21 protein-coding genes are annotated in these 22,808 nt (G+C 64.5%); 13 read left to right on the top strand and 8 right to left on the bottom strand.

Annotation, left to right across the window (positions count from 1 at the left end; translation table 11 throughout):
• Positions 1-73: 73 nt before the first annotated feature.
• Entirely contained in the window at positions 74-3,922 is a 3,849-nt protein-coding gene (locus tag CH293_RS17370; protein WP_094720918.1) for a multifunctional oxoglutarate decarboxylase/oxoglutarate dehydrogenase thiamine pyrophosphate-binding subunit/dihydrolipoyllysine-residue succinyltransferase subunit, read from the top strand.
• A 173-nt stretch (positions 3,923-4,095) separates the two neighbouring features.
• Here CH293_RS17370 and CH293_RS17365 read toward each other — a convergent pair whose 3' ends face one another.
• Entirely contained in the window at positions 4,096-4,731 is a 636-nt protein-coding gene (locus CH293_RS17365; RefSeq protein ID WP_037106077.1) for a TetR/AcrR family transcriptional regulator, read from the bottom strand.
• Between the two features lie 69 nt (positions 4,732-4,800).
• Here CH293_RS17365 and CH293_RS17360 point away from each other — a divergent pair, with 69 nt between their 5' ends.
• From CH293_RS17360 to CH293_RS17350, 3 genes are read left to right on the top strand one after another with little or no spacing between them, the layout of a single operon-like run.
• On the top strand, positions 4,801-6,366 hold the full coding sequence (locus CH293_RS17360; protein ID WP_094720917.1) for an NAD(P)/FAD-dependent oxidoreductase: 1,566 nt from the start codon (positions 4,801-4,803) through the stop codon (positions 6,364-6,366).
• Positions 6,363-7,196 (top strand): SDR family oxidoreductase, encoded by an 834-nt coding sequence (locus CH293_RS17355; protein WP_037106070.1) that lies wholly within the window; start codon positions 6,363-6,365, stop codon positions 7,194-7,196. Before CH293_RS17360 ends, CH293_RS17355 begins: the two co-directional genes overlap by 4 nt.
• A 4-nt stretch (positions 7,197-7,200) precedes the next feature.
• Complete coding sequence (locus CH293_RS17350) at positions 7,201-8,139, top strand: alpha/beta hydrolase (protein ID WP_037106068.1); 939 nt, start codon at positions 7,201-7,203, stop codon at positions 8,137-8,139.
• Here the strand turns inward: CH293_RS17350 and CH293_RS17345 are convergent.
• Positions 8,095-8,982 (bottom strand): glycine betaine ABC transporter substrate-binding protein, encoded by an 888-nt coding sequence (locus CH293_RS17345; RefSeq protein WP_094720916.1) that lies wholly within the window; start codon positions 8,980-8,982, stop codon positions 8,095-8,097. The two genes, CH293_RS17350 and CH293_RS17345, sit on opposite strands and share 45 nt — an antisense overlap.
• 176 nt (positions 8,983-9,158) lie before the next feature.
• Between CH293_RS17345 and CH293_RS17340 the strand changes: the two genes are divergently transcribed.
• From CH293_RS17340 to CH293_RS17325, 4 genes are read left to right on the top strand one after another with little or no spacing between them, the layout of a single operon-like run.
• On the top strand, positions 9,159-10,124 hold the full coding sequence (locus tag CH293_RS17340) for an ABC transporter substrate-binding protein (RefSeq protein ID WP_170945270.1): 966 nt from the start codon (positions 9,159-9,161) through the stop codon (positions 10,122-10,124).
• Between the two features lie 12 nt (positions 10,125-10,136).
• Positions 10,137-11,306, top strand: coding sequence for an ABC transporter ATP-binding protein (locus CH293_RS17335; RefSeq protein WP_094720915.1), 1,170 nt, complete (start codon positions 10,137-10,139; stop codon positions 11,304-11,306).
• Positions 11,306-11,971 carry an ABC transporter permease gene (locus CH293_RS17330; protein WP_037106058.1) on the top strand — a complete coding sequence of 222 codons (666 nt, stop codon included), beginning with the start codon at positions 11,306-11,308 and terminating at the stop codon, positions 11,969-11,971. Before CH293_RS17335 ends, CH293_RS17330 begins: the two co-directional genes overlap by 1 nt.
• Positions 11,968-12,651, top strand: a complete 684-nt coding sequence (locus CH293_RS17325; RefSeq protein ID WP_037106056.1) for an ABC transporter permease — start codon at positions 11,968-11,970, stop codon at positions 12,649-12,651. The genes CH293_RS17330 and CH293_RS17325 overlap by 4 nt, the downstream gene beginning before the upstream one ends.
• A gap of 219 nt (positions 12,652-12,870) precedes the next feature.
• On the opposite strand, the gene CH293_RS17320 is transcribed toward CH293_RS17325, so the two are convergent.
• From CH293_RS17320 to CH293_RS17305, 4 genes are all read right to left on the bottom strand, one after another.
• On the bottom strand, positions 12,871-14,067 hold the full coding sequence (locus CH293_RS17320) for an NADP-dependent malic enzyme (protein ID WP_170945269.1): 1,197 nt from the start codon (positions 14,065-14,067) through the stop codon (positions 12,871-12,873).
• 370 nt (positions 14,068-14,437) lie between these two features.
• Positions 14,438-14,686, bottom strand: coding sequence for a hypothetical protein (locus CH293_RS17315; protein ID WP_037106053.1), 249 nt, complete (start codon positions 14,684-14,686; stop codon positions 14,438-14,440).
• A 16-nt stretch (positions 14,687-14,702) separates the two neighbouring features.
• Positions 14,703-15,317: a MarC family protein gene (locus CH293_RS17310; RefSeq protein ID WP_019665362.1), complete on the bottom strand. Its 615-nt coding sequence runs from the start codon at positions 15,315-15,317 to the stop codon at positions 14,703-14,705.
• Complete coding sequence (locus CH293_RS17305; RefSeq protein ID WP_094720959.1) at positions 15,314-16,165, bottom strand: PHP domain-containing protein; 852 nt, start codon at positions 16,163-16,165, stop codon at positions 15,314-15,316. The genes CH293_RS17310 and CH293_RS17305 overlap by 4 nt, the downstream gene beginning before the upstream one ends.
• 57 nt (positions 16,166-16,222) lie before the next feature.
• Here CH293_RS17305 and CH293_RS17300 point away from each other — a divergent pair, with 57 nt between their 5' ends.
• Positions 16,223-17,320 (top strand): magnesium and cobalt transport protein CorA, encoded by a 1,098-nt coding sequence (locus CH293_RS17300; RefSeq protein WP_176460037.1) that lies wholly within the window; start codon positions 16,223-16,225, stop codon positions 17,318-17,320.
• On the opposite strand, the gene CH293_RS17295 is transcribed toward CH293_RS17300, so the two are convergent.
• On the bottom strand, positions 17,317-17,913 hold the full coding sequence (locus tag CH293_RS17295) for a suppressor of fused domain protein (RefSeq protein ID WP_094720914.1): 597 nt from the start codon (positions 17,911-17,913) through the stop codon (positions 17,317-17,319). The two genes, CH293_RS17300 and CH293_RS17295, sit on opposite strands and share 4 nt — an antisense overlap.
• A gap of 33 nt (positions 17,914-17,946) precedes the next feature.
• On the opposite strand from CH293_RS17295, the gene CH293_RS17290 reads away from it, so the two are divergent.
• From CH293_RS17290 to CH293_RS17275, 4 genes are all read left to right on the top strand, one after another.
• Complete coding sequence (locus tag CH293_RS17290) at positions 17,947-18,663, top strand: metallophosphoesterase (protein ID WP_037106043.1); 717 nt, start codon at positions 17,947-17,949, stop codon at positions 18,661-18,663.
• A complete protein-coding gene (locus tag CH293_RS17285; protein WP_094720913.1) occupies positions 18,653-19,510 on the top strand; it encodes a chromosome partitioning protein ParB in 858 nt (285 codons plus the stop codon). Before CH293_RS17290 ends, CH293_RS17285 begins: the two co-directional genes overlap by 11 nt.
• A gap of 110 nt (positions 19,511-19,620) precedes the next feature.
• Positions 19,621-21,123: an MFS transporter gene (locus tag CH293_RS17280; RefSeq protein WP_094720912.1), complete on the top strand. Its 1,503-nt coding sequence runs from the start codon at positions 19,621-19,623 to the stop codon at positions 21,121-21,123.
• An 85-nt stretch (positions 21,124-21,208) separates the two neighbouring features.
• Positions 21,209-21,532, top strand: coding sequence for a hypothetical protein (locus CH293_RS17275; protein ID WP_094720911.1), 324 nt, complete (start codon positions 21,209-21,211; stop codon positions 21,530-21,532).
• Between the two features lie 104 nt (positions 21,533-21,636).
• On the opposite strand, the gene CH293_RS17270 is transcribed toward CH293_RS17275, so the two are convergent.
• Entirely contained in the window at positions 21,637-22,806 is a 1,170-nt protein-coding gene (locus tag CH293_RS17270) for an ABC transporter ATP-binding protein (protein WP_037106035.1), read from the bottom strand.
• Positions 22,807-22,808 lie beyond the last annotated feature (2 nt).

Raw genomic sequence — 22,808 nt, 5'->3', positions numbered from 1 at the left:
GGATGAGGTCTACCCTGGATGTGTACGCGCGTGTGATCGGGAACGAAGAGAAGAAGCGAGGCGAACTACTGCCGTGAGCAGCAGCTCCACTACCCAATTCGGACAAAATCAATGGCTGGTCGACGAGATGTACCAGCGATTCAAGGACGACCCGTCATCGGTCGACGCAAGCTGGCACGAATTCCTCACCGACTACGACCCGGACGCACCGGCAGGTGACGAGGCCGCGCCGGTTCCGAACGGAAGTGCAGGAAGCGGCTCGGCGAGCTCCGGAAAGTCGACGAGCTCCAGTAGCTCCAACGGCACGAGCTCCAACGGCACGAGCTCCAACGGCAACGGTGCGCCCACGAAGTCCGAGGCCCAGGCAGCGAAGGCTGCGCCCAAAGCCCCGGCAGCCAAGGCCGACGCCCCGAAGGCCGCAACGCCGAAGGCAGCTGCCGAGAAGCCTGCGCCCACCGCGAAGCCCGCGACCTCCAAGGCAGCAGGTGCGGCACCGTCCGCTCCCGCAGCCAAGCCCGCTGCAGCCGCCCCCGCGGCCGAGGCATCGTCCAAGGTCCTCCGAGGCGCCGCTGCTGCCGTCGCGAAGAACATGTCGGCCTCACTGCAGATCCCGACGGCGACCAGCGTCCGCGCGATCCCGGCCAAGCTCATGGTCGACAACCGCCTCGTGATCAACAACCACCTCGCACGTACGCGGGGCGGAAAGATCTCGTTCACGCACCTCCTCGGCTACGCCATCGTGCAGGCCGTCAAGGCGTTCCCGAACATGAACCGGCACTTCGCCGAGGTCGACGGCAAGCCCAACGCAGTCACCCCGGCGTCGACCAACCTCGGCCTCGCAATCGACCTGCCCGGCAAGGACGGAAACCGCTCCCTCGTCGTCGCCGCCATCAAGAACACGAACGAGCACTCGTTCACGCAGTTCTACAACGCCTACGAGGACATCGTCCGGCGTGCGCGTGACGGCAAGCTCACCGGCGACGACTTCCAGGGCGTCACGATCTCGCTGACCAACCCCGGCGGCATCGGAACCGTGCACTCCGTTCCTCGTTTGATGAACGGCCAGGGTGCCATCATCGGCGCGGGAGCCATGGAATACCCCGCCGAGTTCCAGGGCTCGTCCGACGAGCGCCTCGCGGAACTGGGCGTCGGCAAGCTCATGACGCTGACCTCGACGTACGACCACCGCATCATCCAGGGTGCAGAGTCCGGCGACTTCCTCCGCACGATCCACAACCTGCTGATCAGCGACGAGTTCTACGACGAGATCTTCCACTCGCTGAAGATCCCGTACGAGCCCATCCGCTGGCGCAAGGATCTGCCCGAGGGCACAGTCGACAAGAACACCCGCGTTCTCGAGCTCATCGCGGCGTACCGGAACCGCGGCCACCTGATGGCCGACACGGACCCGTTGCAGTTCACCAAGGACAAGTTCCGGATGCACCCGGACCTCGACGTGATCAGCCACGACCTGACGCTGTGGGACCTCGACCGTGAATTCAAGGTCGGCGGATTCCACGGCAAGGACAAGATGAAGCTGCGGGACGTGCTCAGCGTTCTGCGCGACTCCTACTGCCGCCACGTCGGCGTCGAGTACACCCACATCCTCGAGACCGACCAAGTTGCCTGGCTGCAGGAACGCGTCGAAGCCACACACGTCAAACCGACTGTGGCACAGCAGAAGTACATCCTCAGCAAGCTCAACGCCGCCGAGGCGTTCGAGACCTTCCTGCAGACCAAGTACGTCGGCCAGAAGCGCTTCTCGCTCGAAGGCGCAGAGTCGGTCATCCCGATGATGGACGCCGTCATCGACCAGAGCGCCGAGCACGCGCTCGACGAGGTCGTCATCGGTATGCCGCACCGCGGTCGACTGAACGTGCTGGCCAACATCGTCGGCAAGCCGTACTCGAAGATCTTCACCGAGTTCGAGGGCAACATGAACCCGGCAGCCGCACACGGCTCCGGCGACGTGAAGTACCACCTCGGCGCCGAAGGCACCTACATCCAGATGTTCGGCGAGAACGACATCGCCGTCTCGCTGACCGCGAACCCGTCGCACCTCGAGGCCGTCGACCCGGTCCTCGAAGGCCTCGTCCGCGCGAAGCAGGACCTTCTGGACAAGGGACCAGGCGAAGGCGGCTTCTCGGTTCTGCCGCTCATGCTCCACGGCGACGCGGCCTTCGCAGGCCAGGGCGTCGTAGCCGAGACGCTGAACCTCGCACAGCTGCGCGGCTACCGCACCGGCGGCACCGTGCACATCGTCGTCAACAACCAGGTCGGCTTCACCACCGCACCCGAGCACTCCCGTTCGTCGGAGTACTGCACCGACGTGGCGAAGATGATCGGCGCGCCGATCTTCCACGTCAACGGCGACGACCCCGAGGCATGCGTTCGCGTTGCACAGCTCGCCGTCGACTTCCGCGAGAAGTTCAACAAGGACGTCGTCATCGACATGATCTGCTACCGCAGGCGTGGCCACAACGAGGGCGACGACCCCTCGATGACGCAGCCGGCGATGTACGACGTCATCGACACCAAGCGCAGCGTCCGCAAGAGCTACACCGAATCCCTCATCGGCCGCGGCGACATCTCCCTCAAGGAGGCAGAGGACGCACTGCGCGACTACCAGGGACAGCTCGAGCGGGTGTTCAACGAGGTTCGCGAACTCGAGAAGTACAACCCCGAGCCCAGCGAATCGGTCGAGCTCGACCAGCAGTTGCCGGCCAAGCTCACCACGGCGGTCGACAAGTCCATCCTGCACCGGATCGGCGATGCGTTCCTCGAGGTTCCCGAAGGCTTCAACGTGCACCCGCGCGTCAAGCCCGTGCTCGAGAAGCGTCGCGAGATGGCCTACGAAGGCAAGGTCGACTGGGCGTTCGGCGAGTTGCTCGCCCTCGGGTCGCTCGTGGACGAGGGACGCAACGTCCGTTTCTCCGGCCAGGACACTCGCCGCGGAACGTTCACCCAGCGTCACTCGGTCATCATCGACCGCAAGACCGGCGCCGAGTACACCCCGCTGCACAACATCGGCAGCGAGAACCCCGGCAAGTTCATGGTCTACGACTCCGCGCTCAGCGAGTTCGCGGCCGTCGGCTTCGAGTACGGCTACTCCGTCGGCAACCCGGACGCACTCGTCCTGTGGGAAGCGCAGTTCGGTGACTTCGTCAACGGCGCGCAGTCCATCATCGACGAGTTCATCAGTTCCGGTGAAGCCAAGTGGGGACAGCTGTCCGACGTCGTGCTGCTCCTCCCGCACGGCCACGAAGGCCAGGGCCCGGACCACACGTCCGGCCGCATCGAGCGGTTCCTGACGCTGTGCGCCGAAGGATCGATGACCGTCTCGGTTCCGTCGACGCCTGCCAACTACTTCCACCTGCTGCGTCGTCACGCACGCGATGGAATCCGGCGTCCGCTCATCGTCTTCACCCCGAAGTCGATGCTGCGCAACAAGGCCGCTGTGTCCAACATCGAGGACTTCACCGACGGCAAGTTCCACTCGGTGTTCGACGAGCCGACCTACGAAACCGGAACCGGTGACCGTAGCAAGGTCAAGCGCGTCCTGATGGTCAGCGGCAAGCTCTACTACGAGCTGCTGGCACGCAAGCAGAAGGACAACCGCGACGACGTCGCCATCGTCCGCATCGAGCAGCTCTACCCGGTCCCGACCCGTCGGATCACCGAGGCCATCAAGAGCTACCCGAACGCAACGGAATTCCGTTGGGTCCAGGAAGAGCCCGCGAACCAGGGTGCATGGCCGTTCTTCGGCCTCGCATTCCCCGAGCTCATGCCCGACGTGCTCAGCAACATCAAGCGCGTCTCCCGCCGTGCAATGTCCGCACCGTCCTCGGGTTCGAGCAAGGTCCACGCCGTGGAGCAGCTCGAAATCATCGACGAAGCCTTCTCGGGCGTCGGCGAGGGATAGTCGACCCGCACCAATTCGGAGCGAATGCGCCGTTCGGTCACTTCGAGTGACCGAACGGCGCATTCGTTTCTTCGGCCGCCAGTTTCGGCATCGGCATCGGCCTCGGCATCGATGTCACATGACATTCGTCGTACGGCTGCCGTGGCGCATTCATGCCGGACAGAGTGAGAGGTCTACTCGGCCCCGGTGCCGAGGAGGCTGGCGATCATGCTGGGCGCCAGGGCGACGGCGGGCAGTGCGCCGACGTTCAGTTCGATGAGTTCGTCTCGGCTAATGCGAGGGTCGCGGAGCCAGGAGATGGTGGCTTCCTCGACGAAGGCGATCCAGCCGCGGACGGCGAGTTCGGTCGTCGGATTGGCCTCGACCTGCAACTTGTAGAGGTTGGCGATGGTGCGATCGGCCATGGTGGTTCTGGTCTGCTCGAAGACGTCGCGCATGTCGGGGTCGCCGGTTGCGGAGCCGCGGAGTAGTGAAATGAACGTTTCTCGGTTCTCGGTCACGTAATCGACGTAGTTGGCGATGGAGTCACGCAAGATCTCGTACGGGTCGAGGGTCATGTCCGGGGCGGTGCGTTCGAGCATGGTCTTGCTTGCTTCTCGCACGATTGCGAGGTGAAAGTCCTGCTTGGACGAGAAGTAGTGGAAGAGCAAGCCTCGGGACACTCCGGCCTGGTCGGCTATGTCCTCGACCGAGACCTGTTCGAGCGGTCTGTCCGCGAGCATCTCCGTCCCCAGTTCGATCAGCTGGGCACGACGCTCCTGTGGACTCATACGCGTTCGCTTGGCAGCCGGGGTGTTCACACTGGACATGCAACCAGCTTACTGAATAGCAGTCAATAACTATTGACTCACACTCAATAAGCTCCTACTCTCTGTTTCATGAGTCTTTCCGTAACAGATAACTCGGAGCGCGTGACGGCCCCGCGCACGGTCGACACCATCATCATCGGCAGTGGCTTCGCAGGCCTCGGTGCAGCTATCAAGCTGGCCCAGAAGGGCAAGCACAACTTCCTCGTGCTCGAGCGCGGTAGCGACGTCGGCGGTACCTGGCGCGACAACACGTACCCGGGTGCAGCCTGCGACGTGCCGTCGCATCTGTACTCGTACTCGTTCGCGCTGAACCCGGACTGGACCCGCTCCTTTTCCACTCAGCCCGAGATCCAGAAGTACATCTCGTCTGTTGCGCGGAAGTACAACGTGATGGACAAGCACGTGTTCAACTCCGACGTCACCTCCGTGACCTGGAACGAGGGCACTCACCGCTGGGATGTCGTCGCCAGCACCGGCCAGTACACCGCAAAGGTGGTCGTGACAGCCGTCGGCGCCCTGTGCGAGCCGAACCTGCCGCCCATCGCAGGTATCGAGAGCTTCGAAGGCGACATCTTCCACTCCGCGCAGTGGAACCACGACGTCTCACTGGAAGGAAAGCGTGTCGCCGTCATCGGCACCGGCGCGTCGGCCATCCAGATCGTGCCCGCGATCGCCGGCAAGGTGAAGCACCTCGACGTGTATCAGCGCACCGCACCCTGGATCCTTCCCCGGTTCGACCGCGAGTACACCGCACTCGAGAAGTTCGCCTTCAAGCGCATCCCCGGATTTCAGCGACTGTCCCGCACCGGCATCTACGCGGCACGCGAGACGCAGGTCGTCGGCCTCGCGAAGAAGCCAGCCCTGATGCGCATCTTCGAGCTCATCGCCAAGCAGCAGATCAACAAGGGCATCAAGGACAAGGCACTCCGCAAGAAGGTCACGCCGAACTTCCGAATCGGCTGCAAGCGCATGCTCATCTCCAACGCCTACTACCCTGCGCTGGACCGCCCGAACGTCGACCTCGTCACCGACGGCATCGCCGAGGTCAAGGCGCACTCGATCGTCTCCGCGGACGGCACGGAGCGCGAGATCGACGCACTGGTCGTGGCAACGGGATTCCATGTCACCGATTCGCCCGCCTACCAGGGGATCTACGGCAAGGGTGGTAAGACCCTCGCGCAGACCTTCGAAGAGGAAGGCCAGCAGGGCTACAAGGGTGCCGCTGTCGCGAACTTCCCCAACATGTTCTTCCTCGTCGGACCCAACACAGGCCTCGGCCACACCTCGATGGTCTTCATGATCGAGTCGCAGCTCAACTACGTCGTCGACGCCCTGGACACCATCGAGAAGCACGACATCGGCGTCATCGAGGTCCGCAAGGACATCCAGGACGACTACAACGCCGACCTGCAGGACCGCATGGCGGACAGCGTCTGGATGAACGGCGGCTGCGCCAGCTGGTACCTCGACAAGCACGGGAACAACACGACGCTGTGGCCGGACTTCACCTTCCGCTTCCGCGCCATCACCCGTAAGTTCGATCTGGCGGCCTATCGAAGCGTCGCAGCATCCGATCTCCCCGCTCCCGCCGTGGGCACCGTGAACGACTCCGACATCGAGGTAGCAGCGAAGTGACCACCACATTCACCGGCAAGGTTGCCGTCGTCACCGGCGCAGGATCGGGTATCGGACGCGCCCTTGCGCTGAACCTGGCTCAGCGCGGAGCGAAACTCGCACTGTCCGACGTCGACGTGAACGGCCTGGCCGAGACCGTGCGGCAGGTCGAGGCACTCGGCGGCGAGGTCGAATCACAGTTCCTCGACGTCACCCAGCGGGAAACCGTTCTCGAGTACGCCGAGACCGTCAAGACACGCTTCGGCAAGATCAACCAGATCTACAACAACGCAGGCATCGCGTACCACGGTGACGTCGAGCAGTCCTCGTTCAAGGACATCGAACGCATCGTCGACGTGGATTTCTGGGGCGTCGTCAACGGCACCAAGGCCTTCATCCCCCACCTGCAGGAATCCGGCGACGGTCACATCGTCAACATCTCCAGCCTCTTCGGACTGCTCGCGATGCCGTCGCAGGCCGCCTACAACGCGGCGAAGTTCGCCGTCCGCGGTTTCAGTGAAGCGCTGCGGATGGAACTGCTGATCTCCAAGGCTCCCGTCAAGATGACCGTCGTGCACCCCGGTGGCATCAAGACCGCCATCGCCCGCAACGCCACGGTTGCCGAGAACTACGACCAGCAATCGGTCGCGAAGTTCTTCGACGCGAAACTCGCCAAGACGACACCCGATCAGGCCGCGAAGACGATCCTCAAAGGCGTCGAGAAGGGCAAGGGCCGCGTACTCATCGGATCCGACGCCATCGCGTTGGACCTGTTCCAGCGGATCACCGGGTCGAAGTACCAGCGGGTGGTCGCCACCATCGCCAACCGCGTCATGCCCAGGAAGAAGTAGGACGATGAAGTCCTTCTACCTGCCGCTTCCTCTGGTCGCCGCCGCGCTGAAACCGTTCTACCGCGTGGCCCTCGACGCCAGGTTGCCGGTGTCGGTGCAGCGGCGGATCCTCGATCTGGCTTCTCCGCTGCAGACGATGCCCGACGGCGCCGTCAGCCTGAAGACGACGCTTGCAGGCCGACCCGCCGAGCGGATCACCGTCGGTGCAACCGAGCGGGATACTGCGATTCTGTATCTGCACGGCGGCGCGTACACGATCGGATCCATCTCGACGCATCGTTCGCTCGCTGCACACCTGGCCCGCGAATCAGCCAGTGCCGTCTACGTTCTCGACTACCGCCTGGCGCCCGAGAACCCGTATCCCGCCGGCCTGAACGACGCCGTCGCGGCGTTCCGTGAACTCGTCAAAGCACACGGATACACACCGGACAAGATCGCCATCGCCGGCGATTCCGCGGGTGGCGGACTGACCGTCGCGACGGCACGGCATCTCGTCGACGACGGTGTGAAGCCGGCTGCGCTGGGTCTCATCTCGCCGTGGGTGGATCCGGGTGCTCGCGACGCGCCGTTCCCCCGGGACATCGTCGTCAACACCGCCTGGTCGTTCGCGGCCGCGGAAGCGTACCTGGGTGACGGGGATCCCCTCGATCAGGGATTCGCGCCGTTGCACGGAGACCTGTCCGGCCTTCCGCCCATCGTCATGCACGTCGGCAAGGCCGAGGTGCTCTACTCGCAGATCGTGGATTTCCACGATCGGCTGCTGACACAGGGCAACGAGGTCGAGTACGTCGAGTACGAGAAGCTGTGGCACGTCGCGCATCTGCAGACTTCGATACTGCGCGAAGCAGCCGAGGCGACTCACCACCTCGGTGCGTTCCTCGGGGCACGTCTGCGATCGTCAGAGGTTGCGCTCGCCGAGCCAACGAGCAGCGACATCGCCTGATTCTCCCCCACTGCGGACCTCGCCGATCATATCGGCGAGGTCCGCTGTGGTCAGTTCGCCCGCAACGACACTCAACGTCGCTGTCGCGGCATCGTTCAACGTCCCCGTGCGCATCAACGGCACGACGTTCTCCGCGCTGAACGCCGGCTGTTCGTCCTCGAGGGTCAGCAGATTCGCCGCCGCGGGGCCGAACGATGCCGTTCTGAACACCAACGCTCCGATCTCGCCGGACTCGAGTGCTGCTGTCGCAGCGTCTGCGTCGACATAGACGGCGATGTCCTCGAACCCGGATCCTGTTCCCCTCGGAACCAGGCGCATGGCGACCTCCATCGGGTCCGGGTCGGGCGGATCGCCGACGACACCCCACGTCGCCCTACCGCGGTTGTCCACGAATTCCGAGACTGTCGTCAGTTCGGCAAGCGGCCCGTCGGGCGCTACCGCGACAGCGATGCGGTCCTCCGCAAGCGCGTAATCGCCCACCGACAATCCTTCCGGCAACGACCTGTTCAGGTCGACATAGACATCCTCGGCATCCGTCGACATGGACGTCGAATCGAACGTACGCAGAAGCTCGCCCGTGAAATCCGGAACGAGCGAGACATCCCCGGCGTCGAGTGCGGCGAGATAGTCGTCGCGCTCACCGAGACCGTCCGTCACCGACACGGTGACCCCGGCGGACCGTATTGCTCCCGCGTAGATCTCGGCCAGCAGTTCACTCGTCGTGTCGTCTCCCCTACCGACCACCACCGACGACGAGTTCGCCGACTCGACCGTAGCGCTGCACCCGGTGACCAACGACGCCAGGACGAGGGGAACGAGCAGGCGTTTACCGAACGCACGCACGAGAGAGGACTCCGTTCGAGGAATAGTTGTCGGTGGTCTGGTTTAACCTTTCGCACGCTGGGCACAGAGCCCTGCGAGAGAAATACTCCGTACAACCTTATGGCTAGACTCGCTCGAAGCACTATCCTGCTCGCTCCGACAGCCCCGGATCAGGCTGAACACGACGGCTGGACACGATGGAAGGACTCCTTGTGAAGATCACCCGAACCGCGCGCGCTGTCGCGGCCCTGTCGGTAGCAGCCCTTGCTCTCACAGCATGCGGCGGCGAGGACTCCGATCCGTTGTCCTCGGGCGGAGGTGACACCAACACCGACCCCAATTCCATCGTGGTCGGATCGGCGAACTTCACCGAGTCGGAGATCATCGCCAACATCTACGCCGAAGTGCTGAAGGTCAACGGCTTCGACGTCAGCACGACCCTGAACATCGGCAGCCGTGAGGCGTACATTCCGGCGCTGAAGGACGGCTCCATCGACGTGATCCCGGACTACACCGGTAACTTGCTGCAGTACCTCGATCCCGAGGCCACGGCCACGTCGGCGGACGACGTGGAAGCTGCGCTCCCTGATGCGTTGGGCTCGGACCTCGTCGTCGCAGATCCGGCGTCGGCGGAGGACAAGGATTCCATCGTCGTGACGAGGGAGACCGCCGACCGGTGGAACCTGACGTCCATCGCGGACCTCGCCCCCTACTCCGGCGAGATCAAGTTGGGTGCACCTCCCGAGTTCGCCGAGCGCACCTACGGCCTCCCCGGGCTGAGCGAGAACTACGGCGTGAACATCGATCCGGCCAACTTCGTTCCACTGTCCGACGGTGGTGGCCCGGCCACGGTCCGCGCGCTGACCTCCGGCGAGGTCACGGCCGCCGACATCTTCTCCACATCCGCGTCGATCGCCGAGAACAACCTCGTCGTCCTCGAGGATCCGGAGTTCAACTTCGCCGCGCAGAACGTCATTCCCGTCATCAACGCAGGCAAGACGTCGGACAAGCTGACGTCGGTGCTGAACGCCATCTCGGACAAGCTGACCACCGAGGAACTGCTGGCGCTCAACCAGTCCGTATCCGGTGAATCGAAGACAGAGCCTGCTGCTGCCGCACAGCAGTGGGTCACCGCACAGGGACTGGATACTCCGGTCTCCTAGAGAGAGCCGCACGTGATCACATTCGAGAACGTCACCAAGCAGTACCCGGAAGTCGGGGGTCGGTCCGCAGGCTCTACTCCCGGCGGCACCACCGCGGTCGACTCGCTGAATCTGAACATCGAAGCGGAATCGTTCACGGTGTTCGTCGGGCCGTCGGGCTGCGGCAAGACGACGTCGATGCGGATGATCAACCGCATGATCACCCCGACATCCGGGGTGATCACGGTGAACGGTAAGAACATTGCCGAGACCGACGCGGTGAAACTGCGGCGCGGTATCGGATACGTCATCCAGAGTGCGGGCCTGCTCCCCCACCGGACCGTCGTAGACAACGTCGCGACGGTCCCGGTGTTGCGGGGCACGTCGCGCCGCGCTGCACGAACGGCCGCACTGGGCGTCCTCGAACGTGTGGGACTCGATCCAGCGTTCGCCGACCGCTATCCGGCTCAGCTGTCCGGCGGGCAGCAGCAGAGGGTCGGTGTCGCCCGCGCACTGGCTGCGGACCCACCGATCTTGCTGATGGACGAGCCGTTCAGCGCCGTCGATCCGGTCGTTCGCGAAGACCTGCAGACCGAGATGCTCCGGCTGCAGGCCGAGTTGAAGAAGACCATCGTGTTCGTCACTCACGACATCGACGAGGCCGTACGACTCGGGGACCGTATCGCCGTCTTCGGCACGGGAGGCAGGCTCCAGCAGTACGACCGGCCGGAGGTCGTACTCTCCTCGCCGGCAACGGATTTCGTCGCCTCCTTCGTCGGCAGGGACCGCGGCTACCGCGGGCTCTCCTTCCGAAGCGCCGAGGCCGTCCCGGTGCACGACATCGACACATCGACGGTCGAGAAGCTCGACGGTCTTCGTCTGGAGCAGGGCCAGTGGGTCCTCGTCGTCACAGCCGATCGTGCGCCGCTGGGTTGGATCGACGTCACCGGTGTCGAGGGCATCCGCGCCGGGCGCAGCGTTCAAGAGAGCACCGCGGCCGGTGGGTCGCTGTTCACCGTCGGAGGTGACCTCCGGCAGGCGCTGGATGCAGCCATCTCGTCTCCGTCCGGAATCGGTGTCGCGGTGGACGAGTCGGGGGCGGTCGTCGGCAGCCTCGACGGCTCGGAAATTCTCGAGCATCTGGCGTCACAACGCCGCGCCGAGGACGAGGCGCGCAACGAACATCACTTCGGGTCACGCTGATGCGTTGGCTCGTCGACAACTTCGACGTCGTTCTCGACCTCACCAAGACTCATCTGTACCTGTCGTTGGTCCCCCTGCTCATCGGACTCGCCATCGCGGTGCCCGTCGGCACTCTGGTTCGCAACGTCTCGTGGATCCGCCGAATCACGTTGACGGTGGCCAGCATCGCGTTCACCATCCCGTCGCTCGCCTTGTTCGTCACCATCCCAGCCATCCTCGGCACCAGGATTCTCGACGAGATCAACGTCGTCATCGCTCTCGCCGTGTACTCCACCGCGCTCCTGATCAGGGTGGTCCCCGAAGCGCTGGACTCGGTACCGTTCGCCGTCGTCGACTCCGCACAGGCGATGGGCTACACCTCACTGCGCCGGGCTGTCGGAGTGGAACTGCCACTGGCACTTCCGGTGCTCGTGGCAGGTATCCGGGTTGTCGCCGTCACCAACATCTCGCTCGTCTCCGTCGGTTCGGTCATCGGTATCGGCGGTCTCGGCCAGTTGTTCACCCAGGGATACCAACGTGACTACCCGGATCAGATCGTCGCGGGGATCATCTCCATCGTGTTCCTGGCGCTGATCTTCGACGCTGCGCTGTACCTGCTGGGGCGTCGACTGACGCCGTGGACCCGTATCGGAACGTCGGCAGGCAAGAAGCGAGCACGGGCATGAACATCTTCACCGACGCCTTCGCGTACATGACCGACCCGGCGAACTGGGAGGGCAGCACCGGAATCGGCGCACGGATCCTCGAACACATCTGGTACAGCTTCATCGCCGTGGTCGTCTCCTCGGCGATCGCAGTACCCGTCGGACTGCTGATCGGACATCTGCGCCGCGGCGAGGTACTGATCGTCGGACTGGTCAACGCACTTCGCTCGCTTCCGACGCTCGGCGTGCTGGTGTTCCTCGTCCTGTTGATCGGTCTCGGACTCGTTCCACCGATCATCGCGCTTGTCCTGCTGGGCATTCCGCCGATGCTCGCCGGAACGTATGCCGGAGTGGCGAACGTGAACGCGGACGTCGTCGATGCGGCACGCGCAATGGGCATGACCGAACTGCAGGTGTTGTTCCGCGTCGAGATCCCCAACGCGATGCCCTTGATTCTCGGCGGTCTTCGCAACACCACCCTGCAGGTCATCGCAACCGCGACCGTCGCAGCCTACGTCAACCTCGGCGGACTCGGTCGCTACATCTTCGACGGTCTCGCGCTCTACAGCTACGACCGCGTTCTCGTCGGCGCCATTCTGGTCGCCGTGCTCGCACTGGTGATCGATGGGCTTCTGGCTCTCGCGGTGTACGCGTCCATGCCCGGCACCGGCCGGTTGCGTCGGACACCGAACCTGCACTAGCTCGACCAACGCCCACGTTCCGTTCCAGGACCACCCACGCCCACAGTCCGGTTTCCGGAGCGAACGAGCCCTTCAGTCAGTCAGACTGACCAGACGCCACTTTCGCTCCGAGAGCCGGGCGAAAGCCGGGCGCGAACCGGGCGCAAACGGGCGAAAACGGGAAAGCGCCCCGAACCACAGCCAGGTGAGGCGAGGTTCGGGGCGCTTCGTTTCCCTGTCCTACGCGACACCCTCGGCTCGCGCTGCTGCCGCAACTGCGTCCGCAACGGCCGGGGCGACGCGAGGGTCGAGCGGGCTGGGCACGATTTTGTCCGCAGCCAGCTCGTCGCCGAGTACCGAGAGGATTGCCTCGGCGGCGGCGAGTTTCATGCCTTCGGTGATCCGTCGTGCTCCGGCGTCGAGTGCGCCTCTGAACACGCCGGGGAAGGCGAGCACATTGTTGATCTGATTGGGAAAGTCACTGCGTCCGGTCGCGACGATCGACGCGTACAGCGCAGCCCGTTCCGGGTGGATCTCCGGGTCGGGGTTGGACAGTGCGAAGACGATGGAGTGCGGCGCCATCGACGCAATGTAGCTTTCGTCGATCTTGCCCGCGGAGACCCCGAGGAACACGTCCGCGCCGACGAGTGCATCCCCTGCACCACCCGACAGCCCACGAGGATTGGTCCGTGCGGCGAGATCGACCTTGACGGCATTCAGGTCACTCCGGTCGGCGGATACGATGCCCTTGGAATCCAGCACCACGACATCCGGGATACCCGCTGCGAGAAAGATGTTGGCACATGCGACACCGGCGGCGCCCGCTCCGGAGATGACGATCTTCAGTTCGGAGGTGCTTCGGCCCTGGAACTTGGCGGCGCCGTTGAGCGCTGCAAGCGCCACGATGGCGGTGCCGTGCTGATCGTCGTGCATCACCGGGCAGTCCAGAGCCTCGATGACACGCTTCTCGATCTCGAAGCAGCGGGGCGCGGAGATGTCCTCGAGATTGACCGCGCCGAAACTGTGGCGGAGCCGGACGATGGTGTCGACGATCTCGTCGACGTCGTTCGTATCGAGCACGATCGGGATCGAGTTGAGGCCGGCGAACCTCTTGAACAGAGCCGCTTTGCCCTCCATCACCGGTAGCGACGCGCGTGGTCCGATGTCGCCCAGTCCGAGAACGGCCGATCCGTCGGTGATGACGGCAACGAGACGATCGGTCCACGTGTACTGCTTCGCAAGCGATGCATCGGACGCGATTGCACGGCTGACCTGTGCGACACCGGGCGTGTAGGCGATGGACAGGTCCCGCTGCGTTTCCAACGGCGCAGTCAACTCGACCGAGAGTTTGCCACCGACGTGGCCGAGGAAAATGTCCTCGTCGGTGATGGCAGTCGGGTCGATGGCGTTGTCGATGGATTCGGTCACAGCAGTCACGTTAGTTGCCCCAGTCACGTAAAGACGCGTAAAAGCGTCGGGAAATCACGAAGATGGCGTGAGGCGGGTGACGCCGTCGCAGACAAGAGCCGGGCGCTGTGGCACCGCAGGCTGCACTGGTCGGTCAGTCTGCCACCGGGACGGCGTGATGCGCAAACATCCCAGCCGTCGACTGCGGTCCAGGGCGGACGGAGCCGGCGTCAGCCCCACCCGCGAGCGGAGCCTGCGGAGTGAGCCACCGGCGTCAGCCCCACCCGCGAGCGGAGCCTGCGGAGTGAGCCCGCGTCAGCCCCACCCGCGAGCGGAGCCTGCGGAGTGAGCCTGCGTCAGCCCCACCCGCGAGCGGAGCCTGCGGAGTGAGCCACGGGCGTCAGCCCCACCACTGTGTCCACAACAGGATGCCGGCGACGAGGAAGACCAGTAGTGATGCGATGACGGAGACGGCACGCCGTCGGTGATCGGCGAAGTGTTGGATCACGATGGCGCCGATGGCTGCGGCGATGTGCGCGGCGACGGATACTGTTCCTGGGCCGGGGAATCCCCGTTGGCTGCCGAGATACTGTGCGCCGGCGACGACGACGGCCAGTACGACGAGGCCCGCGGTGACGGCCCCACTCAATCCTCGTAGCAAACCGTCAGCCTCCTGTGATGAATCCGCGGACGGAGTCCGCAATGAGCTGGACCGCGATTGCGGCCAGCAGTAGACCTGCGATTCGAGCGAGCAGTGTGATGCCGCCCTCGCCGAGGATGCGGATGAGGACGGTCGAGAATCGGAGGACGAGGAAGAACACGAGGTGGATGGTCACGATTGCGAGCGCGACCGCGAGCAGGGATCCGACGTGTCCTTCGGCTTGACTGACGTTGACGATCACTGCGGCTATTGCTCCTGGCCCGGCCATGAGTGGTGTTCCGAGTGGTACCAGCGCGACGTTGACGTCCTCGGCTTCGGCGCCACCTCCGGCTCCGCGTCCGGTGAGCAGGGACAGCGCGATGATGAGCAGAAGCAGTCCTCCTGCGCCTTGCAGTGCGGGGATGCCGATGTGCAGGTAGTTGAGGATCGCCTGCCCGCCGATCGCGAACACGGTGATGACGGTGAGCGATACCGCCGGTGCCTGCCATGCGGCGCGGTTGCGTGCTTCCTTGCTCTTGCGCCCGACGAGGGAGAGGAACACCGGGATGGCACCGGGCGGGTCCATGATCACGAACAGGGTGATCAGGACGGTGAGGTAGAGGGTCGTGTCGAAGCTCACGACGGGACCGTCGACCCTGTCGCGGCGCGGAGGATCCGCTCGTACTGGCGCGGGTCGGTGGTGTGTTCTCCGAGCTTCAGTGGCTTGTTCGCGCCGTGGTAGTCCGACGATCCGGTTGCGATGAGACCGAGATCGTCGGCGAGTTCGCGCATGAAGCGGGTGTCCGGCTCGTCGTGGTCGGCGTGGAAGACTTCGACACCGCCGAGACCGTGCGCGACGAGTTCTCGGATGTGGTCCGGGTCGAGAATCCGTCCGCGTTTACGGGCGCGTGCGTGTGCCACGACGCTGACGCCTCCCGCCGCCGCGATCATCTCCACAGCCCGTTGGATCGGTGTGTCCACTTTGTCGACGTAGTACGGACTGGTCGTCGACAGGTAGCCGTCGAACGCGTGTTGAACGCTGTCGACAGCACCGAGTTCGACGAGTGCTCGCGCGAGGTGAGGCCTGCCTGCCGATTCGCCGGTGGCGGCGATGATGTCGTCGGGCACGATGCCCGGGATGTCCGCGGCGAGACGCTCGGCCATCAGCCTGATTCTGGCCTCTCGTTCCCGGCGGAGACGGGCGAGTTCGTCGGCGAAGCTCGTGTCGTTCGGATCGAACAGATAGGCCAGGAGGTGGACCGGGACGGGCTTTCCGTCCTCCCCGCGGCCGACGCACGACATCTCCATTCCGCGAACGACGGTCAGCCCGTCCGGGGCTGCATCGAGGGCCTCGTCCCACCCCGCTGTGGTGTCGTGGTCGGTCAGCGCGACGACGTCGAGTCCTGCGGTACGAGCGGCACGGACCAGCTCAGCCGGGGTGTCGGTGCCGTCGGAGACCGACGAGTGGGTGTGGAGGTCGATGCGCACGACAGCCAGTGTCTCAGGCGCATCGGGTGTTGGTATCGCAGGCGTACGATTCGCGCCATGCCGTCTCTACCTCCGAGGCCGTCGCTTCCGTCGCTCCACTCCCTGCGGCCGTCCAATCGTGGACAGGCCGCCGGACCGAAAGTTCCCGTACCCACCGCTCGCGCGATCGTCGATTGCGCGGTCTACGTCGACGGGCATCGGCTGCCCGGCAAGTACACGCATTCTGCTGCGATAGCGGAGGTGCGCAAGCGAGGGGAAGGCTTCGTCTGGCTCGGTCTGCATGCCCCGGACGAGGGTCAGATGGACGGAGTCGCGGAGTGCTACGGCCTCCACGAACTGATGGTCGAGGACGCTGTGCACGCGCATCAGCGTCCCAAGTTGGAGCGCTACGACGACGTTCTGTTCCTCGTCCTACGCACCATCAGCTATGTCGAGCACGAGTCGGTGACCACCGCCAACGAGATCGTCGAGAGCGGCGAGATCATGGTGTTCCTCGGACGGGATTTCGTCATCACCGTGCGCCACGGCGAGCATTCGGGACTTTCCGGAGTACGGCGAACGCTCGAGAAGAATCCCGAGCAGCTTGCCCTCGGGCCGTCGGCCGTTCTGCACGCCGTCGCCGACCACGTCGTCGACGAATATCTCGAGGTCACCGGCTCGATCGAGCGAGATGTCGACGCCATGGAGGAAGAGGTCTTCTCGCCTCACCATCACGTGCCGATCGAGAACATCTATCTGCTCAAGCGTGAGGTCGTGGAACTTCGACGATCGGTCACGCCGCTGTCGACGCCGCTGAATCAGCTGGCACAAAGTTCGGAGAACCCCGTCCCCAAGGCGGTGCGGCGCTATCTGCGCGACGTGCAGGACCACCACACTCTGGTCGCGGAACGGGTAGCGGAGTTCGACGAGGTGCTGAGCTCGCTCGTCGACGCCGCGCTGGCGCGGGTGACGATGCAGCAGAACATGGACATGCGCAAGATCTCGGCATGGGTGGCCATCGCAGCCCTGCCGACGATGGTGGCCGGAATCTACGGGATGAACTTCGACAACATTCCTGAGCTGCACTGGAAGTACGGCTACTACATGGTGGTCGCCGTGGTGGCCGTGGCCTGCGTGGGTTTGTTCGCGACGTTCCGAAAGAACGACTGGCTCTAGAGCGTCACGGCCGATCGGCTCGGGTCACGGACGTCGATTCCCGCTTCCGTCCACGCCTCGCGCAGAGCCTCGGCACCGCGCAGGCGAACCCACGCGGCCTCGGTGCCCGTGATCGGCACGACGTCGAAGAATTGGACCGGGTCGGCGGGCTCGGGCAACTCGAGATCGTCGATGTCGCTGCGCCCGAGCAGTACCGCCGTGAACGGCGCACCCGCCCACAATGGTTCACCGAGATCCAGCAGAAGATCCTCACGCAGCACGACACCCTCGACGGACGGCGTCGCGGCAAGCTTGGCCAGGTTCCGCAGGAAATCCTTGTCGATACCGTCGAACACTCTGGTGACGAGGACAAGCTCGGCGCGAGGACCGCGGGTGGCGTCGGCGATCATCTCACTCGGATCCGACATCGGATACCTCGAACAACCGAGCGTCACGAACCGGGCGAACTCGTCGCGTCGCGGGAAGAACGTCAACACGTCCAACGATTCGAGACCGAGGAACGTCACCGAGAACGGCGTCGGCTTCTCGTCTCCGATCGCGGCAAGCAGATGACTGCGTACCCGAGCTATGACACTGTCGCTCACGAAGTCCATCCAACACCACCGCTGCCCGGTAGCGTCGTCCGCGTGGTCTCTGTCCTTGCCGTCTCCGACGAAACGATCGAGAGCTTGTGGAGTTCTCAGGTGCGTTCGCTGGACGTCGACCTCGTTCTCGGCGCGGGCGACCTCCCGTTCGACTACCTGGAGTATCTGACCGACGCCCTGAACGCACCGTGCGTGTTCGTGCCGGGAAACCACGACGCCGACCTGACGGGTTACTCGGCAGGACGCGCCGGATGGATGCGGGCGGGACTGCCGAGCACCTGGCCGGGCCCGGTCGGCGCAGTCAACGCGGATCGTCGGATCGTGACCGCAGCTGGGCTTCGCATCGCAGGTCTCGGCGGGTCCATTCGCTACAACGGCGGACCCAACCAGTGGACCCAGCGCCAGCAGAGGCGTCGCGCACGTACGTTGACACGGACCAAGACGTGGGCAGAGAAGGTCCGGGGCGACGACCGCGGCGTCGATGTACTGCTGACGCACAGTCCACCGTTCGGCGTCGGAGACGACACCGATCCAGCGCACATCGGATTCGAGTGCCTGCACGACACGGTGCAATCTCTTCGCCCGCAGCTTCTGCTGCACGGGCACATTCATCCGCACGGGCAGTCACCTCCGGATCTTCGACTGCACGGCACAGCCGTCGTGAACACCGTCGGCTACACCTTGCTGGACATAGAACCCGGTGGAGGGGCTCGGGAGATCACAGCACCGACCATCGTGAGGCGACGCCATGGCACGTGACACAGGATTCCCCGCAGCCGACGCCGAGAACGACTTCACCCGTCAGCGTCGGCGTGCCGATGTGGCGCGTCTCGTCGGCTGGCTGCGTCGCCAACCCGACGACATCAACACGATCCTGCCGTTCGACGAGGTGGTCGCTGCGCTCGGCAAGGTCGGTGAACGCCAGCTGGGTGTCCAGGTCATTCGTGTCGATTCCATCGTCGGCAGTGTCGATCGCACTCGAGACTTCGACCGGTTCTTCCGACCGACGTCGGCTCGGATCAGGGAGCGGTGGCAGCGCCTTGCTGCGGCGCAGCGGCGGGGCGAGGCGATGCCGCCGATACAGGTGTACCGCATCGGTTCGACGCATTTCGTGCTCGACGGTCATCATCGTGTGTCGATCGCGTTCGCGATGCACCGCACCACGATCGACGCGCTCGTCACGGAGATCGTCACTCGCATCTCCCCCGAAGGAATCACTCGACGTGGCGACCTGCTGATCAAGGATCACCGTCGCATCTTTCTGTCCCGGGTCCCCCTCGTCGGGAAGGCACGTGAGGCCGTCACCGTGACCGATCCGTTCGATTACGCCGAGCTGAGCGAGTCGGTCGAAGCGTGGGGTTTTCGGCTGATGCAGGAGTTGGGCGAATTCGTGGACCGGGCGACCGTCGCGCGCCGGTGGTTCGGTGAGGAGTTCCTGCCCGTCGTCAGGATGGTCCGGGCCGCCGACATTCTGGAGGGCCGGACCGACGCCGAGGCGTACATGTGGATGAGCCGCGAGCGGTACAGATTGGTCCGCGAACACATCTGGAACGACGAGATCGTGTCCGAGCTTCGTCAGCGCGCTCGCAGCTCGCGCACTCCGTAGAACACCGCTCGTCTTTCCCGGCGGGCACAAACCTGATAGTTACTTAGATGCACACATCAAATTTTTTGTTTCCGTTTTCTCTTGTGAACAAGTAACGAGGTTCTTTCTCCATGCCTACCCAGGCTCGCTTCGACGAGACCCACCCTGGACGCCTGCTACTGCCCGGCCTCTGTTTCGTCGTCATGACCCTGGCCGTCCTACAGACGATGGTGGTTCCCATCATCGGCACGATCGGTACACAGCTCGGCGTCAGCACGACAGCGGCCGGCTGGGTCCTGACGGCCAACCTCCTGGCCGCCGTCGTCGCGACCCCCGTCATCGGTCGCCTCGCCGACCTGCACGGCAAGCGACCAGTCCTCATCGCCGTCCTGGTCCTCGTGTTGCTCGGATCGCTCCTGGCCGCCGTCACCGAATCCCTGCCACTTCTTCTCGCCGGACGCGTCCTCCAGGGACTGTCCTACGCGTTGTTCCCGATCTCGCTGGCACTGCTGCGCGACGAGATGCCGCCGCGACGCCTAGTCGGATCGATGGCGATTCTGTCCGGCACTCTCGGCGCGGGCGGCGGGTTCGGCCTGGTGCTCACCGGAGTCCTCACGGCCGACGGCGCCGACTATCACCGTGTGTTCTGGCTCACCGTCGCCTTCGTCGCCGTCGCGATCGCCCTCGTCTGGTTCAGTGTTCCCACCCGCGCCCGTACCGGGACCGGCACGGTCGACTGGTGGGGTGCGACTCTCCTCGCGGCCGCACTGGTACTCCTCTTCCTCGCACTGACGCAGGGGCGGTCCTGGGGTTGGGGATCGATCCCGACGGTTCTCTGCGCGGTCGGCGGCATCGTCGTCCTCGCCTGCTGGTGGGTCTACGAGAACCGGATCACGGCACCACTCGTCGCGCCGCGCATGCTGACCCACGGCCCACTGCTCGCAACGAGCGTCGCGACGCTCTTCGTCGGCATCGGCATGTTCGTCAACTTCCTCGCGTGCTCGTACTTCGTGCAGACACCGCGCGAGGTCGCCGGTTACGGTTTCGGCGCCGACGTGTTGTCCGCCAGCGTCGTCTACCTGCTCCCCGGTGCCGCGGTGGGCGTCGTCGCAGCAACGCTGAGCGGTGGGCTCATTCGACGGTTCGGCCCGCGGCCGGTTCTGATCGGCGGCGGCGGGGTCGGCATCGTCGGATTCGTCCAGTTCGCGCTGTTCCACGACACGACGTGGCAGGTGATTCTCGCGTCGTCGATCGTCAACGTCTTCGTGTCGTTGGCATTCGCCTCGATCCCGAACCTGCTGATGGCCGAGGTCTCACCCGCGGATACCGGAGTCGCGAACAGCGTCAACTCCATCGTCCGAACGGTCGGGACATCCATCGCGAGCGCAGTCCTGACGACGATGCTGGCCACTTACACGATTGCGGGCACATCCGTTCCCCGCGAGATCGTCTATACCGCTGCGTTCCTGGTCGGGGCATTCGCCTGCGCGATCGTGACCCTGTCGGCCGTCGCCATTCGGGTCCCCCGCGCGACTCGGACCACACTCGCAGCAGGCTCCACGCTCGGCGGCGGAGCCGAGCAGGCGAAAGAGCGCACATCCGCTGGTGAGCGCATCCTGACAGAAGACTGCTGACGTTCTGGGAGTAACCGCTTCTCCCTGTCGGAACCTTTCGTGCGTACCTACATTCGAGTTGTACGCACACGAAAGGGAAATCCGAATGAACGCTCGAAAGATCCTGTCCCGCACCGCTGTCACCGGGGCACTGGTTGCCGTTCCACTCGTCGCGGTGGTGGGTACCGCCTCGGCCGATCCGATCCGCGACGACCAGGGACATCAGCAGGCTCAGTCTCAGTCTCAGTCTCAGTCTCAGTCTCAGTCTCAGTCTCAGGGGGAGCTTCTGCAGTTCCAGTTGCCGAATCTGGCTCCGGCTCAGCCGGTTCCCACGCCTGCCCCCGCCCCCGCGCCGACTGACCTTCCGAACTTCGCGCCCGGATTCTTCCAGGGCTTGTCCACCGGCTTGTCCACCGGCTCGTCTCTGTAGCTCGTTTCCCCTATGTGAGTGGAAATGTGTCTTCGGGTCGCTTCGCCGGCTCCGCTCCGGTGGCCCAGGGCCCACATTTCCACTCACATAAGGGGTAGAGCCATCTACAGCGTCAGGTTGTCACCCGAAGCCTGGTCGAACACCGAGATCTTGCCCGGATCGAACCACAGCTCGACGTCGCCGCCCTCGCGGGCCGCCGACTCCGCGGCCAGACGGGCGACGATCTGAGCACCGCCCGCGTCGCCGAGACCGGCGTCCGCAGCCAGTTCCTGCAACTCCGCGGACTGCACCTTGCTGCCCTTGGACTCGAAGTACACGTACTTGTCGCTGCCCATCGACTCCAGAACATCCACCCTCGCGGTGAACGTCGCACCGTTCAGCTTCTGATAGGAATCGATCAACGCCGCGTCCTCGAAGTGCTCCGGGCGGATACCGACGACGACGTCCTTGCCCGGGTTCTTCTGCGCGATAGCCTGCCGACGCTCGTGCGGCAGTTCGAACGTCCCGAGGTCCGTCTGTACCCCGTCCGACGTGAGCTGGCCCGGAACGAAGTTCATCGACGGCGATCCGATGAACCCGCCCACGAACAGGTTACGCGGCTTGTCGTACAGCTCCTGGGGCGATCCGATCTGCTGTACGAGCCCACCGCGCAGTACGACGACGCGGTCCCCGAGCGTCATGGCCTCGGTCTGATCGTGCGTGACGTACACCGTTGTCGTGCCGAGACGTTTCTGCAATCGCGAGATCTCCGCACGCGTCTGCACGCGCAGCTTGGCGTCGAGGTTGGACAGCGGCTCGTCCATCAGGAACGCCTTGGGCGTACGAACGATGGCCCGTCCCATCGCGACTCGCTGACGCTGACCACCCGACAGATTCGACGGCTTGCGGTCCAGGTGCTGACTCAGGTCCAGGATCTTCGCTGCATCCTCGACCTTGGTGTTGATCTCGTCCTTGCTGAGCTTGGCGAGGGTGAGCGGGAATGCGATGTTCTGACGCACCGTCATGTGCGGGTACAGCGCATAGGACTGGAACACCATCGCGATGTCGCGGTCCTTCGGTGCCCGCTCGTTGACGCGTTCGCCTGCGATGCGCAGCTCACCGGAGGAGATGTCCTCCAGACCGGCGATCATGTTGAGCGTCGTCGACTTTCCACAGCCCGACGGTCCGACGAGGATGATGAATTCGCCGTCGGCGATGGTGATGTCGACGTCGCTGACCGCAGCCGCGCCGTCCGGGTAGAGCTTGGTGACTTTGTCGAGAACGATTTCGGCCATGA

It is taken from the genome of Rhodococcus sp. 14-2470-1b (assembly GCF_002259415.1).
In the GTDB taxonomy this organism is placed as follows: Bacteria; Actinomycetota; Actinomycetes; order Mycobacteriales; family Mycobacteriaceae; genus Rhodococcoides.
The sequence above is the reverse complement of the archived record's forward strand: the minus strand, read 5'-3'. Positions and strand labels throughout refer to the sequence as shown.

Bases quoted from the DNA above. Each gene is read 5' to 3' on its own strand.
- CH293_RS17365 (WP_037106077.1), bottom strand. From the start codon at position 4,731: ATGTCCAGTGTGAACACCCCGGCTGCCAAGCGAACGCGTATGAGTCCA.
- CH293_RS17360 (WP_094720917.1), top strand. From the start codon at position 4,801: ATGAGTCTTTCCGTAACAGATAACTCGGAGCGCGTGACGGCCCCGCGC.
- CH293_RS17350 (WP_037106068.1), top strand. From the start codon at position 7,201: ATGAAGTCCTTCTACCTGCCGCTTCCTCTGGTCGCCGCCGCGCTGAAA.
- CH293_RS17340 (WP_170945270.1), top strand. From the start codon at position 9,159: ATGGAAGGACTCCTTGTGAAGATCACCCGAACCGCGCGCGCTGTCGCG.
- CH293_RS17330 (WP_037106058.1), top strand. From the start codon at position 11,306: ATGCGTTGGCTCGTCGACAACTTCGACGTCGTTCTCGACCTCACCAAG.
- CH293_RS17325 (WP_037106056.1), top strand. From the start codon at position 11,968: ATGAACATCTTCACCGACGCCTTCGCGTACATGACCGACCCGGCGAAC.
- CH293_RS17300 (WP_176460037.1), top strand. From the start codon at position 16,223: ATGCCGTCTCTACCTCCGAGGCCGTCGCTTCCGTCGCTCCACTCCCTG.
- CH293_RS17295 (WP_094720914.1), bottom strand. From the start codon at position 17,913: ATGGACTTCGTGAGCGACAGTGTCATAGCTCGGGTACGCAGTCATCTG.
- CH293_RS17285 (WP_094720913.1), top strand. From the start codon at position 18,653: ATGGCACGTGACACAGGATTCCCCGCAGCCGACGCCGAGAACGACTTC.
- CH293_RS17280 (WP_094720912.1), top strand. From the start codon at position 19,621: ATGCCTACCCAGGCTCGCTTCGACGAGACCCACCCTGGACGCCTGCTA.
- CH293_RS17275 (WP_094720911.1), top strand. From the start codon at position 21,209: ATGAACGCTCGAAAGATCCTGTCCCGCACCGCTGTCACCGGGGCACTG.
- CH293_RS17270 (WP_037106035.1), bottom strand. From the start codon at position 22,806: ATGGCCGAAATCGTTCTCGACAAAGTCACCAAGCTCTACCCGGACGGC.